12 protein-coding genes are annotated in these 15,984 nt (G+C 57.1%); 9 read left to right on the top strand and 3 right to left on the bottom strand.

Features of this window, described 5'->3' with window-relative positions; all coding sequences use genetic code 11:
* The 5 genes from IFU29_RS22365 to aceK form a co-directional block, all read left to right on the top strand.
* Positions 1-199 (top strand): hypothetical protein (locus IFU29_RS22365; protein ID WP_206757320.1); only part of this gene is annotated, 199 nt, incomplete at its 5' end.
* A 106-nt stretch (positions 200-305) separates the two neighbouring features.
* A complete protein-coding gene (gene metA, locus IFU29_RS21110; RefSeq protein ID WP_191935638.1) occupies positions 306-1,235 on the top strand; it encodes a homoserine O-acetyltransferase MetA in 930 nt (309 codons plus the stop codon).
* Positions 1,236-1,547: 312 nt separating this feature from the next.
* Positions 1,548-3,146, top strand: a complete 1,599-nt coding sequence (gene aceB, locus IFU29_RS21105) for a malate synthase A (protein ID WP_191935637.1) — start codon at positions 1,548-1,550, stop codon at positions 3,144-3,146.
* 21 nt (positions 3,147-3,167) lie between these two features.
* Positions 3,168-4,472: an isocitrate lyase gene (aceA, locus tag IFU29_RS21100; RefSeq protein WP_191935636.1), complete on the top strand. Its 1,305-nt coding sequence runs from the start codon at positions 3,168-3,170 to the stop codon at positions 4,470-4,472.
* Between the two features lie 44 nt (positions 4,473-4,516).
* On the top strand, positions 4,517-6,280 hold the full coding sequence (aceK, locus tag IFU29_RS21095; RefSeq protein ID WP_191935635.1) for a bifunctional isocitrate dehydrogenase kinase/phosphatase: 1,764 nt from the start codon (positions 4,517-4,519) through the stop codon (positions 6,278-6,280).
* Positions 6,281-6,295: 15 nt separating this feature from the next.
* On the opposite strand, the gene cynS is transcribed toward aceK, so the two are convergent.
* Positions 6,296-6,766, bottom strand: coding sequence for a cyanase (gene cynS, locus IFU29_RS21090; protein ID WP_191935634.1), 471 nt, complete (start codon positions 6,764-6,766; stop codon positions 6,296-6,298).
* A gap of 18 nt (positions 6,767-6,784) precedes the next feature.
* Complete coding sequence (locus tag IFU29_RS21085; protein ID WP_191935633.1) at positions 6,785-7,423, bottom strand: carbonic anhydrase; 639 nt, start codon at positions 7,421-7,423, stop codon at positions 6,785-6,787.
* A 113-nt stretch (positions 7,424-7,536) separates the two neighbouring features.
* Between IFU29_RS21085 and cynR the strand changes: the two genes are divergently transcribed.
* Complete coding sequence (cynR, locus tag IFU29_RS21080) at positions 7,537-8,430, top strand: transcriptional regulator CynR (protein ID WP_191935632.1); 894 nt, start codon at positions 7,537-7,539, stop codon at positions 8,428-8,430.
* Between the two features lie 6 nt (positions 8,431-8,436).
* Here cynR and iclR read toward each other — a convergent pair whose 3' ends face one another.
* On the bottom strand, positions 8,437-9,270 hold the full coding sequence (iclR, locus tag IFU29_RS21075; protein ID WP_191935631.1) for a glyoxylate bypass operon transcriptional repressor IclR: 834 nt from the start codon (positions 9,268-9,270) through the stop codon (positions 8,437-8,439).
* A gap of 197 nt (positions 9,271-9,467) precedes the next feature.
* Here iclR and metH point away from each other — a divergent pair, with 197 nt between their 5' ends.
* The 3 genes from metH (at position 9,468) to IFU29_RS21060 (ending at position 15,957) form a co-directional block, all read left to right on the top strand.
* Complete coding sequence (gene metH, locus IFU29_RS21070; protein WP_191935630.1) at positions 9,468-13,151, top strand: methionine synthase; 3,684 nt, start codon at positions 9,468-9,470, stop codon at positions 13,149-13,151.
* Between the two features lie 189 nt (positions 13,152-13,340).
* Entirely contained in the window at positions 13,341-14,150 is an 810-nt protein-coding gene (locus tag IFU29_RS21065) for an alkaline phosphatase family protein (RefSeq protein ID WP_191935629.1), read from the top strand.
* A 181-nt stretch (positions 14,151-14,331) separates the two neighbouring features.
* On the top strand, positions 14,332-15,957 hold the full coding sequence (locus IFU29_RS21060) for a Na/Pi cotransporter family protein (protein WP_191935628.1): 1,626 nt from the start codon (positions 14,332-14,334) through the stop codon (positions 15,955-15,957).
* The last annotated feature ends 27 nt before the right edge of the window (positions 15,958-15,984 follow it).

Genomic DNA, 15,984 nt, shown 5'->3' with positions numbered 1-15,984 from the left:
ATCAAATAAAGCAATAACCCCGACCGAAAGGCCGGGGTTTTTTGCGTTCAGGCTCCGGGAAAAAAAGCCGCAAAACTGCGCAAAGAGTGCATTAAATTTCCCCGGGTGGCAGAAGCTGAACCGATACGGCGGTACCCTTTATCCTCTTTTACCCCCCTTCTTTTTCCTCACTATCTCTGCACTGACCGCCATCAGATGAAACATTTTCAAGAATCGGATGAGTACTCGACATTCAGGCTATAGCGCGTTATCTTTGGCTGTCTGGATGTCTAAACGTATAAACGTATGTAGTGAGGAAACAGGTTATGCCGATCAGGGTACCCGATGAATTACCCGCCGTGAATTTTCTGCGCAACGAGAACGTCTTTGTTATGACGTCCACGCGTGCCAGCACGCAGATGATCCGCCCGTTAAAAGTGCTGGTACTGAATCTGATGCCTAAAAAGATCGAAACGGAGAACCAGTTTCTGCGTCTGCTATCTAACTCACCGCTACAGATTGATGTGCAGCTGCTCCGTATCGACAGCCGTGAGTCACGCAATACGCCGTCAGAGCACCTGAACAACTTTTACTGCAATTTCGAAGACATCCAGAATGACAACTATGATGGGCTGATCGTCACCGGTGCTCCGCTGGGGCTGGTCGATTTCTGTGATGTGGCCTACTGGCCACAAATTCATAAAGTACTGCACTGGGCGAAAGAGCACGTCACTTCAACACTCTTTGTCTGTTGGGCCGTTCAGGCAGCCCTCAATATTCTGTATGGCATTCCGAAACAGACGCGCGAAAACAAACTCTCCGGCGTGTTTGAGCACCAGATCCTGCACCCACATGCGCTGTTAACGCGCGGCTTTGACGACACTTTCCTCGCTCCCCATTCACGCTACGCCGATTTCCCGACGCAGCTGCTGCGTGATTACACGGACCTGGAAATTTTTGCTGAATCTGAACAAACCGGAGCTTATCTGTTTGCCAGCAAAGACAAGCGTCTGGCCTTTGTCACCGGCCACCCTGAATATGATGCACTGACGCTCTCCGGTGAATTCCACCGTGATGCTGAAGCTGGCCTTAACCCGGACGTACCGTTTAACTACTTTCCACATGACAATCCGGCGCTGCCACCGCGTGCCAGCTGGCGCAGTCATGGCAATCTGCTGTTCTCAAACTGGCTAAATTACTACGTGTACCAGATCACGCCGTTCGATCTGCGTCATATGAACCCAACGTTAGAGTAATTCCCTTTCTGTTTTCCTGACGGTGGATCAGCGATCCACCGGCTTCCTGATATATCCTGCCTGCCTTTTATTTGCTGAATCCAGTCACCCGATCGCGATATCATTTTTAACTGAAAACCACTTCCTTTAATTATCACTGTTTAATCTTTTTATATTCAATCGCTTATGTTGTTTAAATAATAAAAATGGAAATAGTTTTTGATTTTGATTTTTAACTGATGCTATTTTGATCCGGCAGTTCAAAGAATGTTCAAAGAAGATCGTCAGGTAACGCAACGCTTACCTGACCGTATCGGTGACAGGAGCAAACAGATGACGCAACAGACCATCAGCAGTGAACTGGCCTTTCAGCGCCCGTCCGGTCAGGCTGAACAGCAGATCCTGACAGAAGAGGCGGTCAATTTTCTCAGCGAACTGGTAGTAAAATTCACACCACGACGCGATCATTTACTGGCAGAGCGCAAGCGAGTGCAGCAGCAAATAGACGCAGGTAACCTGCCTGATTTTATTTCGGAAACGGATTCCATTAAAAAAACAGACTGGAAGATCCGCGGAATTCCGGCCGATCTGCAGAACCGCAGAGTCGAGATCACCGGACCCGTGGATCGTAAGATGGTGATCAATGCGCTGAATGCCAATGTAAATGTCTTTATGGCGGATTTTGAGGATTCACTGGCTCCCGCATGGGAAAAAGTGATCGCCGGGCAGATTAACCTGCGCGATGCGATTAACGGTACGATTAGCTATACCAGCGAAGCCGGCAAAATTTACCAGCTGAAGCCCGACCCGGCGGTACTGATATGTCGTGTACGCGGCCTGCACCTGCCGGAAAAGCACGTCACCTGGCGTGATCAGCCTGTTCCAGGGAGCCTGTTTGATTTTGCCCTGTACTTCTTTCACAACGTTGATGCGCTGCTGGCCAAAGGCAGTGGACCCTATTTCTACCTGCCGAAAACCCAGTCATATCAGGAAGCCGCCTGGTGGAGTGATGTTTTCAGTTACGCAGAGGATCGTTACGATCTGCCGCGCGGCACCATCAAGGCTACGCTGCTGATCGAAACGCTCCCCGCCGTCTTCCAGATGGACGAGATCCTCTGGCACCTGCGCGATCATATCGTCGGGCTGAACTGCGGACGCTGGGATTACATCTTTAGCTATATCAAAACGCTGAAGAACCACCCGGACCGCGTTCTGCCGGACCGTCAGTCGGTGACCATGGACCAGGGGTTTCTCAACGCCTACTCAACCCTGCTGATCAAAACCTGCCACCGGCGCGGCGCCTTTGCCATGGGCGGCATGGCGGCCTTTATTCCGGATAAGGATGCTGAACGTAACCAGTGGGTACTGGACAAGGTGCAGGCTGATAAACAGCGTGAGGCCGCCAACGGTCACGACGGTACCTGGATTGCGCATCCGGGTCTGGCCGACACGGTCATGACGATTTTTAACGAGGTGCTGGGCGATCGCCCTAACCAGCTCCACGTCCTGCGCGAGCAGGATACGCCTGTAACGGCTGAACAGCTGCTGGCTCCCTGTGACGGTGAACGAACAGAAGGCGGGATACGCGCCAATATTCGCGTGGCGGTGCAGTACATCGAAGCCTGGATCAGCGGCAACGGTTGTGTGCCGATTTACGGGCTGATGGAGGATGCTGCCACGGCAGAAATTTCACGCACCTCAATCTGGCAATGGATCCACCACCGCAAAACCCTGCAAAACGGTGAGGTGGTGACTGAAGCGCTGTTCCGCAAAATGCTGCGGGAAGAGATGCAGGTCATCCGTAATGAGCTGGGCGACGTACGGTTTAACGGCGGGCGCTTCGCTGAAGCTGCCGCCCTGATGGAACGTATTACCACGGAGCCCGAACTGGTGGAATTTTTGACACTCCCGGGCTATCGCTTACTTCCCTGAACCCTGACAAGGAGCACCACGATGACTTCTCGTACCCTACAGATTCAGCAGACAGAACAGGCCTGGCGCGATGCACGCTGGGACGGCATTATCCGCCCGTACAGCGCGGCAGAGGTAGTTAAACTGCGTGGCTCGGTAAACCCGGTCTGTACCCTGGCGGAAAACGGCGCACACCGACTCTGGGCATTGCTCAACGGCGGGGCGAAGAAAGGTTACGTTAACAGCCTCGGCGCACTGACCGGCGGGCAGGCCCTGCAGCAGGCCAAGGCAGGTATTGAGGCGATCTACCTTTCCGGCTGGCAGGTGGCGGCTGATGCCAACCTGGCGGCCAGCATGTACCCGGATCAGTCTTTGTACCCGGCGAACTCGGTGCCGTCAGTGGTGGAACGCATCAATAATACCTTCCGGCGTGCCGATCAGATCCAGTGGTCGGCCGACATTGAGCCGGGCGATCCCCGGTACGTGGATTATTTCCTGCCGATTGTCGCCGACGCAGAGGCCGGTTTTGGTGGGGTGCTCAACGCCTTTGAGCTGATGAAGTCGATGATCCAGGCCGGAGCGGCTGGGGTACACTTTGAAGATCAGTTGGCCTCCGTGAAGAAGTGCGGCCATATGGGGGGCAAAGTCCTGGTTCCTACGCAGGAAGCGATCCAGAAACTGGTGGCAGCGCGACTGGCGGCGGATGTCATGGGGGTGCCGACCGTGCTGATAGCGCGCACCGATGCTGACGCGGCTGACCTGATCACCTCTGACTGCGACGAATACGACCGCACGTTTATCAGCGGTGAGCGCACACCGGAAGGCTTCTACCGCACGCATGCCGGAGTTGAACAGGCCATCAGCCGGGGTCTGGCTTATGCGCCGTATGCCGACGTTATCTGGTGCGAAACCTCGAAGCCGGATCTGGAGCAGGCGCGGCGGTTTGCCGATGCCATCCACGCCCGCTTTCCGGGTAAGTTGCTCGCCTATAACTGCTCGCCGTCGTTTAACTGGAAGAAGAACCTTGACGATCGCACCATCGCCCGCTTCCAGCAGTCGCTGTCAGAGATGGGGTACAAATATCAGTTCATCACCCTGGCGGGGATCCACAGCATGTGGTTCAACATGTTCGACCTGGCGAAGGCCTACGCCGGTGGGGAAGGGATGCGCCACTACGTGGAGAAAGTCCAGCAGCCTGAGTTTGACGCCATCCCGCAGGGCTACACCTTCTCTTCGCACCAGCAGGAGGTAGGGACCGGCTATTTCGACCACGTCACAACCATCATCCAGGGGGGCGTTTCGTCAGTGACCGCGCTGACCGGATCAACGGAAGAAGAACAGTTCTGACACCGGGCGGGCCGTCAGGCCTGCCCCAGCGCCGGAGGTGAAACATGTCGATGCTGGAAACCCTGATTGCCCGCACCATCCTGCAGGGGTTTGACGCGCAGTATGGCCGTTTTCTGGAAGTGACCGCCGGAGCACAGCAGCGCTTTGAACAGGCTGACTGGCTGGCGGTACAGCAGGCGATGAAAGCACGCATTCATCTTTACGACCATCACGTCGGTCTGGTTGTGGAGCAGCTGCGCTGTATTACGGCCTCCCAGGCAGACGATCGTGCCTTTCTGCAGCGGGTCAAAACGATCTACACCGATCTGCTGCCGGACTATCCGCGTTTTGAAATTGCGGAAAGCTTCTTTAACTCTGTCTACTGTCGTTTGTTCCACCATCAGGCGCTGACGCCGGAGCGGCTGTTTATTTTCAGTTCACAACCGCCGCGGCGTTTTCGCAGTACCCCACGCCCGCTGGCAAAAACATTTCGCGCAGCAGAAGGCTGGCGACCCTTACTCCATCGCGTACTGCACGACCTCCCGCTGCGCCTGCCGTGGCAGGATCTGTCGCGTGATATTGATTTTATTCTGCGACACCTGCGGGAAAACTTCGCCGCAGACGCGCTGCAACAGGCGACCTTACAGGTCGCCAATGAACTGTTTTACCGTAACAAAGCCGCGTGGCTGGTCGCCAAACTCTATACCCCCTCTGGCATCTGTGCGTTCCTGCTGCCGATACACCGCAGCGAAGAGGGTGAGCTGTTTATTGATACCTGCCTGACCAGCAATCGTGAGGCCAGCATCGTATTTGGCTTTGCCCGCTCCTATTTTATGGTCTACGCCCCGCTTCCGGGGGCGCTGGTTGAATGGTTGCGGGAAATCCTGCCCGGCAAAACCACCGCCGAGCTGTATATGGCCATTGGCTGTCAGAAGCACGGTAAGACCGAAAGCTACCGGGAATACCTCAACTATATGGCAGCGACTACGGAGCAGTTTGTCGTTGCACCTGGCGTACCGGGGCTGGTGATGCTGGTGTTTACGCTGCCGGGGTTTGACCGGGTATTTAAAGTGATCAAGGACCGTTTTGCCCCACAGAAAGAGGTGACCCCCGAACGCGTACGGCAGTGCTACCAGCTGGTCAAAGAGCATGACCGCGTGGGGAGAATGGCCGACACCCAGGAGTTTGAAAACTTCGCGATAGAGCGGCAACGCCTCAGTCCTGAACTGCTGACGCTGCTGCAGCGTGAGGTGCCGGAAAAGCTGCACGATCAGGACGGGCAGCTGGTCATCAGCCACCTGTATATGGAGCGTCGTATGACGCCGCTCAATATGTGGCTGGCGCAGGCCAACCCTCAGCAGCAGCGGGAAGCGATAGAAGAGTACGGTAACGCGGTGAAACAGCTGGCCGCAGCCAATATCTTCCCCGGGGATATGTTGTATAAAAACTTCGGGGTTACCCGGCACGGGCGGGTGGTGTTCTATGACTATGATGAGATCAGCTACATGACCGAAGTGAACTTCCGCGATATCCCGCCGCCGCGTTACCCGGAAGATGAGTTGAGTCATGAACCCTGGTACAGTGTGTCACCAGAGGATGTCTTCCCGGAAGAGTTTCGCCACTACCTGTGTGCCGATCCGTCGATTGCCAGGCTGTTTGATGAAATGCACGGTGAGCTGTTCTGCGCCGGCTTCTGGCGTGAGCTGCAGCAGCGGATCCAAAACGGTCATATTGAAGATGTATTTGCTTACCGACGACGCCAGCGGTTTTGCCAGCGCTACGGTGTTTCAGCGCTGGCAGCAGAGACCGACGTTTTCGGGTCGCCGTGAGGGCAACCCGGAGGATCAGAACGGTTTGGTGGGCAGATACTTGCCGTCAAGGGTGATCACGGCACGTTCACCGCCGTCCGGATCGGCCACCTTCTGAATATCCAGCTTGAAATTGATGGCGCTGATCACGCCATCGCCAAACTTCTCATGCACCAGTGCCTTCAGCGTTGAGCCGTAAATCTGCACCATCTCATAGAAACGATACACGGTCGGATCGGTCGGAACACCACCGACAATACTGCCGCGCAGAGGTATGGTCTGCAGCAGGCGGATGGCGTCGTCATCCAGACCGAGTTTATCCCCGACAAGACGTGCCGCCGCTTCCGGTAGCGGGTGTTGCCCAAGCAGCGCCGCGGTCACGAAGGCAAGACTGAACCCCGTTCCCTCGTTAATCTCCTCAAAGGTCAGGCCCTTGCGGCTTTTCGCCTCCATAATGAGGTCGGTCAGATGCTGGCGCGGTAACTGGCTATGTAGTGATTGTGTCATGGTAACTCCTTTTAAGATTCAGGCCCGTAATCCGTTAACGGCAGTACAGGTCGTGAGGGGAATAAAGTGGCGCTCGTCGTTCAGTACCTCAACGGTACCGCTGGCAATGTCATAGACCCAGCCGTGCAGGGTCAGGCGGCCCTGTTGCAAGGCGCGGGCGACAGAGGGATGCGTTTTAATATTGGTCAGCTGGGCAATCACGTTTTCGCGCACCATGGCGCTGACACGCTCTGCATCGGAAACGAAGGTATGGGCTTCATTGATTGCTTTAGCCGCATCGGCATAGCGCAGCCAGCTCGCGACGGTAGGCATATGGTCCATACACTGGCAGGTGGCAATCGCAGTCATGGCCCCACAGTCGGAATGACCACAGATAATTATCTCTTCAACGCCCAGCGCCGCTACGGCGTATTCAACAGAGGCAGACACGCCGCCGGGCTCGGCGCTGAAGCCGGGTACGATATTCCCGGCGTTACGGATCACAAACAGGTCTCCGGGTTCACACTGGGTCACCAGTTCAGGGACCAGACGACTGTCGGAACAGGAGATAAATAAGGTGCGCGGGTTCTGGCTGGTCGCCAGACTACGGAACAGTTCGCTACGCCCGACAAAGGCTTCACGCTGGAATTTTAAAACACCCTCAACAACTTTTTTCATGCTCACTCCTTCGATGGTGACGAGTTGATGACGGCAGTGTGCGCCGCTATTGCTATAGCGTCTAAGACCCATTTACTATGTTCTCCATAGGAATAACCAATACCAGAGGGTGTATGCTACTGCGTCATATCCGCTACTTTCTTGCCGTAGCTAAAGAGGGCAATTTCACGCGTGCGGCCGAGACATTACATGTCTCACAGCCCACGCTTTCACAGCAAATCAGGCAGTTAGAAGAATCATTAGCGATACGCCTGTTTGATCGTTCCGGGCGGACAGTGCAACTGACGGATGCCGGAGAAGCGTGGATGCACTATGCGCAAAAGGCGCTGCAGGATCTGGAGGCCGGGGTACGGGCAATCCATGACGTGGAGACGCTGGCGCGGGGCAGCCTGCGGCTGGCGATGACGCCCACCTTTACGGTCTATCTTGCCGGTTCGCTGGTGGATCTTTTCTCACGTCGTTACCCGGGGATACACCTGAGTGTCAGTGAAATGACCCAGGAGAAAATGGAAGGGATGCTGGCAGCAGATCAGTTGGATATGGGGATTGCCTTCGCTCCGGTTCAGCTGGCGGAAACGGAGAGCAGCGAACTGTTTATCGAGTCACTGCAGATGGTGGTCGGGCGCGGACACCCGCTGGAAAAGCAAAAAACGCCGCTCAGCGCAGAAACGTTCTCCCGTCAGCCGCTGGCGCTGCTGAACGGAGACTTCGCCACCCGTCAGTTTATTGATATTTACTGCCAGCAGCATGGCCTGCATCCCGAAGTGGTGGTCGAGGCCAACGCCATCAGTGCGATCATCGACATTGTCCGCCACGGCCGGTTAGCCACCATTCTGCCCGAAGGGGTAGCGCAGGATCATCCTCAGCTTCAGGTGTTGCCTCTGGACAGCCTGCTTCCCACGCGGCGTGCTCTGCTGCTGCAGCGAAAAGGGAGCTACCGCAGCGCAGCCGCGCGCGCCTTCAGCGATGTGCTGCATGAACTGATCGCCGCGCGCTTTCCGGTTTAACGAGCGTCAGCGCACGCCGCCATATTCACGGGTGATCTCTTTTGCCGCTTTGATCACCAGCGCACCGATTTCGGTCACGCGGTCGTCGGTGATGCGTGAAATCGGGCCGGATATGGAGATAGCCGCAAAGGGTTCGCGATGCTCGTCATAGATACAGGCGGCAACGCAGCGCAGTCCCAGCGCGTGTTCTTCATCATCAAAGGAGTAACCGGTTTTACGGGTCAGCGCCAGGTTCTCCTTCAGGCTGTGCGGTGACATCAGCGTTTTTGGCGTGTAGTGATGCAGGCCCTGGCGGTGTAACAGCTCACTGACCTGCTTATCGTCAAGGTTAGCCAGGAACGCCTTGCCCGCACCGGAGGCATGCATCGGCAGCTTGCCGCCAATCGGGGCCGACATCCGCATCAGCTGGGTACACTGCACCTGGTCGATGATCACCGCCTGATGATCGCTCAGGTCCAGCACAGCCAGGTTCACTGTCTCGCCTGACTGTTCCATCAGCGTGCGCAGCATCGGGTGTACCAGCGCCAGCAGGTTACGGCTCTGCAGGAAGCTGCTGCCGACCACAAAGGCATGGGCTCCGATCGTCCACAGCCCTAAATCCCCCACCTGGCGGACAAATCCCTGCTGCTGCATGGTGGTCAGCAGGCGGTGCGTCGTGGAGTTCGGCAGTCCGGCCTGCTGTGCCAGCTCGGTCAGTGCCACATTACCGTGAGATTCGGCAATAAATTCCAGCAGCTTCAGACCACGGGTCAGCGACTGCACCTGACCCGCCGGGGCCGCTGTCGACACTGCTGCGGCGCGGGGCTTCTTGCCGCGTTTAGCCGGGACGGGGGTCGCCATAACAAAATCCTTAATTTTTCACCATGTGGAAATCATTTTCGTTTTATTGAGCCATATTGCAACGACAGCCTGACTGGTCGGATGAGGTCGCCGCCAGCTGAAAATGTCTCATCTGGCATCACTGTTACCCGCACAAAAGTTGTGCCAGTATGGCGTGCTGGCAGTGGTGCCAGAGGCGAGGCTGAAGGGGAAACGTGGTGAGTAACCGGATTGAAGCACTGCATCAGCAGTTGAAAAAACGCATTATGCTGCTGGATGGCGGTATGGGCACCATGATCCAGAGCTACAGGCTGGAAGAAGAGGATTTTCGCGGTGCGCGTTTTGCCGACTGGCCGAGCGATCTGAAGGGCAATAACGATCTGCTGGTGCTGACCAAACCCGACATCATTAGCGAAATTCATAACGGCTACCTGGCGGCGGGGGCGGACATCCTTGAGACCAACACTTTTAACTCAACCTCCATTGCCATGGCCGACTACCAAATGGAGTCGCTGTCGGCTGAGATGAACTACGTGGCGGCCAAACTGGCGCGGGCCTGTGCCGATGAGTGGACGGAGCGCACACCAGATCGCCCGCGTTATGTCGCGGGTGTGTTAGGGCCCACTAACCGCACCTGCTCCATTTCTCCTGATGTCAACGATCCGGCCTTCCGTAATGTCACCTTCAGTCAGCTGGTGGACGCCTACCGCGAATCAACGCGTGCGCTGGTCGAAGGGGGCGCGGATATCATCATGATCGAAACGGTGTTCGACACCCTGAACGCCAAAGCGGCTGTTTTTGCCGTGAAAGCAGAGTTTGACGCGCTGGGGATTGAGCTGCCGCTGATGATCTCCGGCACCATTACCGATGCCTCCGGCCGAACGCTGTCCGGCCAGACCACGGAAGCCTTTTATAACTCCCTGCGCCATGCCGAACCGCTCTCCTTTGGGCTGAACTGTGCCCTCGGCCCGGATGAGCTGCGCCAGTACGTGGCGGAGCTGGCGCGCATAGCCGAGGGCTATGTCACCGCGCACCCTAACGCCGGGCTGCCCAACGCCTTTGGTGAATACGATCTGGATGCGCAGATCATGGCGGAACAGATTGGAGAATGGGCGCAGGCCGGTTTTCTCAACATCGTCGGTGGCTGCTGCGGCACCACGCCAGAACATATTGCGGCGATGGCCCGCGCCATTGACGGGGTCGCTCCGCGCCAGCTGCCCGAACTGCCAGTTGCCTGCCGCCTGTCGGGGCTGGAGCCGCTGACCATCAGTGCAGAAAGCCTGTTTGTTAACGTCGGTGAGCGTACCAATGTCACCGGATCGGCCAAATTTAAGCGACTGATTAAAGAAGAAAAGTATCAAGAAGCGCTGGAAGTGGCGTTGCAGCAGGTGCAGAGCGGCGCACAGATTATCGATATCAACATGGATGAGGGGATGCTCGACGCGGAAGCGGCGATGGTGCGCTTCCTCAACCTGATTGCCGGAGAGCCGGACATTGCCCGCGTGCCGATTATGATCGACTCCTCTAAATGGAGCGTGATTGAAAAAGGCCTGCAGTGCATTCAGGGCAAGGGCATTGTGAACTCGATTTCAATGAAAGAGGGTGAAGCACAGTTTCTGCACCACGCCCGCCTGGTGCGACGCTACGGAGCCGCGATGGTGGTGATGGCCTTCGACGAGGCAGGCCAGGCCGATACCCGTGCGCGCAAAATCGAAATCTGCCGTCGTGCCTACAAACTGCTGACCGAAGAGGTGGGTTTTCCGCCAGAAGATATTATCTTCGATCCGAATATCTTCGCGGTCGCCACCGGCATCGAAGAGCACAACAACTACGCGATGGATTTCATCGGGGCCTGTGAAGACATCAAGCGCGAGCTGCCGCATGCGATGATCTCCGGCGGCGTCTCCAACGTGTCGTTCTCCTTCCGCGGCAATGACCCGGTACGCGAAGCGATCCACGCGGTCTTCCTCTATCACGCCATCCGCAACGGCATGGATATGGGGATCGTTAATGCCGGGCAGCTGGCGATTTACGACGATCTGCCGGCCGACCTGCGTGAAGCGGTGGAGGATGTGGTGCAGAACCGTCGCGATGACGGTACCGAGCGCCTGCTGGAGCTGGCGGAGAAATATCGCGGCAGCAAAGCCGACGACGACAGCACCAAACCGCAGGCGGAGTGGCGCAGTTGGGAGGTGGATAAACGGCTGGAATACTCGCTGGTGAAAGGTATTACCGAATTTATCGAAGCCGATACGGAGGCCGCCCGCCAGCTGGCCACCCGCCCGATAGAGGTGATTGAAGGCCCGCTGATGGCCGGAATGAACGTGGTCGGTGACCTGTTTGGCGAGGGGAAAATGTTCCTGCCGCAGGTGGTGAAGTCGGCGCGCGTGATGAAACAGGCGGTGGCTTATCTGGAACCCTATATCGAAGCCAGCAAAGAGAAGGGCAGCACTAACGGTAAAATCGTGCTGGCCACGGTAAAAGGCGACGTGCATGACATTGGCAAAAACATCGTTGGCGTGGTGTTGCAGTGTAATAATTACGAAATTATCGATCTTGGCGTGATGGTGCCGGGCGAGAAAATCCTCAAAACCGCCCGTGAGCACAACGCTGATATTATCGGACTCTCCGGGCTGATCACCCCGTCGCTGGACGAGATGGTGAACGTGGCGAAAGAGATGGAGCGCCAGGGCTTTACCCTGCCGCTGCTGATTGGCGGGGCGACCACCTCGAAAGCCCACACGGCGGTGAAAATCGAGCAGAACTACAGCGGGCCAACGGTGTATGTACAGAATGCCTCGCGCACCGTCGGCGTGGTATCGGCACTGCTGTCGTCCACCCAGCGCGATGAATTTGTTGCCCGCACGCGTAAAGAGTACGACACCGTGCGTATTCAGCACGGGCGTAAAAAACCGCGCACACCGCCAGTGAGCTTAGCGGTTGCCCGCGACAATGATTTTACGTTTGACTGGGAAAACTACACGCCACCGGTAGCTCACAGGCTGGGCGTGAGCGAAGTGAGCGCTAACATCGATGTGCTGCGCAACTACATCGACTGGACACCTTTCTTTATGACCTGGTCGCTGGCGGGCAAATATCCGCGCATTCTGGAAGATGAGGTGGTGGGTGAAGAAGCGAAACGCCTGTTTGCCGACGCGAATGAGATGCTGGATCAGCTAAGCCGTGACGGCGCGCTCAATCCACGCGGCGTGGTCGGTATTTTCCCGGCTAACCGCGTCGGCGATGATATCGAGATCTACACTGATGAATCACGCACACAAGTTTTGAAAGTGAGTCATCACTTACGCCAGCAGACAGAAAAAACGGGGTTTGCCAACTATTGCCTGGCTGATTTTATTGCGCCAAAATCCAGTGGCAAAGCGGACTACCTCGGAGCCTTTGCCGTCACCGGTGGGCTGGAAGAGGACGCCCTGGCAGAGGCCTGGGACGCCAGGCATGATGACTATAACAAGATCATGGTCAAAGCGCTGGCTGACCGGCTGGCTGAAGGTTTCGCCGAATACCTGCACGAGCGGGTGCGTAAGGTGATTTGGGGGTTTGCCGCTACCGAGAACCTCAGCAACGACGCGCTGATCCGCGAGAATTACCAGGGCATTCGTCCCGCGCCCGGTTACCCGGCCTGCCCGGAACACACCGAGAAAGCCACCATCTGGCAATTGCTGGATGTGGAAAACCACACCGGTATGAAGCTCACCGAGTCTTTCGCCATGTGGCCCGGAGCGGCCGTGTCTGGCTGGATTTTCAGCCACCCGGACAGTAAATATTTCGCTGTTGCTCAGCTGCAGCGCGACCAGATTGAAGACTACGCCAGACGCAAAGGGATGCCGGTCAGCGAAGTCGAACGCTGGTTAGCGCCGAACCTGGGGTATGACGCGGATTAAGGTCAGTGCCCGGCTGATGACATCCCCCGTTAATTTTTTCATCACAAATAAGCCACAAAGGGGTGCGAAGCTGACGGACAGGCCAGACTGAAGTCAGCTTCTGAATACAAAAGCGCGCAGCCGATTGCCGATACCGCCACGTGGGGGCGGGAAAACGTCATCATCAACATGAAGCGATAAGGCGAAGCGATGAAAACAATTCTGGTGGTACTGGACGGACTGAACTTTCAGGTGGCCCGGTACGCGATGGGCTACTTGCAGGCGGAGTGCGCACAGGGCCGGGGTCAGTGTTACCAGATGACCTGCGAACTGCCGTCGCTTTCGCGCCCGCTGTATGAGTGCATCCTCACCGGCGTAACGCCGTTGAATAGCGGTATTATTCACAACGGCGTCAGCCGTCTCAGCCAGCAGCGCAGCGTGTTTCACTATGCGCGGGCGGCAGGGCTGACCACGGCAGCGGCGGCGTATTACTGGGTGAGCGAGCTGTACAACCGTACGCCGTTTGACGCCCCGAGAGACCGTCATACCCATGCGCCTGAGCTGCCTGTCCAGTTCGGCCATTTCTATTCCGATGACGGCTACCCGGACTCGCATCTGTTTGAAGATGCCGAGAGCCTGCGGTTGCGCCATGATCCCGATTTTTTACTGATCCATCCCATGAATATTGACGATGCCGGGCACAAGCACGGCTTTTCCACCCCGCAGTACCGCAACCGGGCGCGCATGGCCGATGGCTATCTGTCGCACTGGATGCCGGACTGGTTACAGCAGGGTTATCAGGTGATCGTCACTGCCGACCACGGCATGAACGACGACCGCAGCCACGGCGGCACCCTGCCGGAGGAGACGCAGATACCGCTGTTTGTTTTCGGCAGCGCCTTCTCCAGGACGGTGGATGCCCTGCCGCAGCAGACCGAACTCTGCGGCACCCTTTGTCAGATCCTCGGGGTGGAGCATGATAAGCCCTACTGCGCCGCGCTGCTGGCCGCCGGACGGTGAAAGGAAAAGGACTTGCCTGGCTGGATACGCGGACGCAGCGTGAAGTGACCTGATGAAGAATGTGGGGTTACGCGTCATCCCGCCGTTTTAATCGGCGGAGAACGAGACAAGATCGGCTAAGATTAACGGTATGTGGCACAGGCGTGCCGTCATCATATTGTCATCATGGAGATCGCGACCGTTGTTAACCCTGCTTAACCTTCTTTCTGCCGTGGCGCTGCTGGTATGGGGAACCCATATCGTGCGTACCGGCATCATGCGCGTTTACGGTGCCGACCTGCGGCGGGTACTCAGCCGCAGCGTGGCCAAAAAACCGATGGCCTTCCTTTCCGGGATTGGCGTAACCGCGCTGGTTCAAAGCAGCAATGCCACCACCATGCTGGTGACTTCTTTTGTCGCGCAGGAGCTGGTGGGGCTGACGCCGGCGCTGGTGATTATCCTCGGTGCCGACGTCGGTACGGCGCTGATGGCGCGTATCCTCACCTTTGACCTCTCCTGGCTTTCGCCGCTGTTTATCTTCTTCGGCGTGGTGTTCTTCCTGGGCCGCAAGCAGACCCGTGCGGGGCAGCTGGGTCGCGCCAGTATCGGGCTGGGCCTGATTTTGCTGGCGCTGCAGCTGATCGTCACCGCCGCCACGCCTATCACCCAGGCCGCAGGCGTCAAGGTACTGTTTTCCTCGCTGACCGGCGACGTGATGCTCGACTCGCTGATTGGGGCGCTGTTTGCCATTATCAGTTACTCCAGCCTGGCTGCCGTGCTGCTGACTGCCACGCTGACGGCCAGCGGCGTGATCTCGTTTAAAGTGGCGCTCTGCCTGGTGGTCGGGGCCAACCTCGGCAGCGGGCTGCTGGCGATGCTGAATAACAGCGCATCGAATGCCTCCGGCAAGCGGGTGGCGCTGGGCAGCCTGCTGTTTAAATTTATCGGTTCGCTGATGGTGCTGCCCTTTATCGACCCGCTGGCGGGCTGGCTGGACGAACTCCCGGTAAACGATGAAGAGCTGGTGATCTTCTTCCACGTCTTCTACAACCTGATCCGCTGCGTGGTGATGGTGCCGTTTGCCGGACTGATGGCCAGCCTCTGCTGCCGGCTGATCCGTGAAGAACCGGAAACAGACCTGCGTCTGAAGCCGCGCCATCTGGATCCCGGGTCGCTGGATACCCCGGCGCTGGCGCTGGCCAATGCTTCCCGTGAAACCCTGCGCATGGGCGATGTGCTGGAGCAGATGCTGGCAACCTTCGGCAAGGTGGTGCACGGTGAACTGCGTGAAGACCGCGAGATCCGTAAGCTGGATGATGACGTCGATGTGCTTTATACCGCCATCAAGCTCTATCTGGCACAGATGCCGAAGGAAGACCTGCCGGAAGAAGACTCGCGTCGCTGGGCAGAAACCATCGAGATGGCGCTTAACCTCGAAATGGCGGGGGATATTCTGGAACGTATGAGCGGTGACGTGGCGGATAAATCCCTGGCTGCGGGGCGGGCGTTCTCTGCCGAGGGGATGAAGGAGCTGGATGCCCAGCTTGAACTGCTGACCAGCAATTTGCGTCTCAGCCTGTCGGTGTTCCTGTCACGTGATATCACCAGCGCGAAGCGTCTGCGCCGTGCCAAGCACCGTTTTCGCATCACCAACCGTCGTTACTCGCATGCGCACGTTGACCGCCTGCACCAGCAAAACGTGCAGAGCATTGAAACCAGCTCGCTGCACTTGGGGCTATTGGGCGATATGAAACGTCTGAACTCGCTGTTTTGCGCAGTGGCGTACAGCGTTCTTGAGCAGGCGGATGATGATAAAAAAGACGATTAACCTGCCAGAAGCGCTGTGACGGCAGAT

It is taken from the genome of Erwinia persicina, from assembly GCF_014838825.1.
GTDB classification, from domain to species: Bacteria; Pseudomonadota; Gammaproteobacteria; order Enterobacterales; family Enterobacteriaceae; genus Erwinia; species Erwinia persicina_A.
Note: the sequence above shows the minus strand (reverse complement) of the source record. Positions and strands in the feature narration are given on the sequence as shown.

Coding starts and splice junctions, on each gene's coding strand:
- metA (WP_191935638.1), top strand. CDS start 306: ATGCCGATCAGGGTACCCGATGAATTACCCGCCGTGAATTTTCTGCGC.
- aceB (WP_191935637.1), top strand. CDS start 1,548: ATGACGCAACAGACCATCAGCAGTGAACTGGCCTTTCAGCGCCCGTCC.
- aceA (WP_191935636.1), top strand. CDS start 3,168: ATGACTTCTCGTACCCTACAGATTCAGCAGACAGAACAGGCCTGGCGC.
- aceK (WP_191935635.1), top strand. CDS start 4,517: ATGTCGATGCTGGAAACCCTGATTGCCCGCACCATCCTGCAGGGGTTT.
- cynS (WP_191935634.1), bottom strand. CDS start 6,766: ATGACACAATCACTACATAGCCAGTTACCGCGCCAGCATCTGACCGAC.
- IFU29_RS21085 (WP_191935633.1), bottom strand. CDS start 7,423: ATGAAAAAAGTTGTTGAGGGTGTTTTAAAATTCCAGCGTGAAGCCTTT.
- cynR (WP_191935632.1), top strand. CDS start 7,537: ATGCTACTGCGTCATATCCGCTACTTTCTTGCCGTAGCTAAAGAGGGC.
- iclR (WP_191935631.1), bottom strand. CDS start 9,270: ATGGCGACCCCCGTCCCGGCTAAACGCGGCAAGAAGCCCCGCGCCGCA.
- IFU29_RS21065 (WP_191935629.1), top strand. CDS start 13,341: ATGAAAACAATTCTGGTGGTACTGGACGGACTGAACTTTCAGGTGGCC.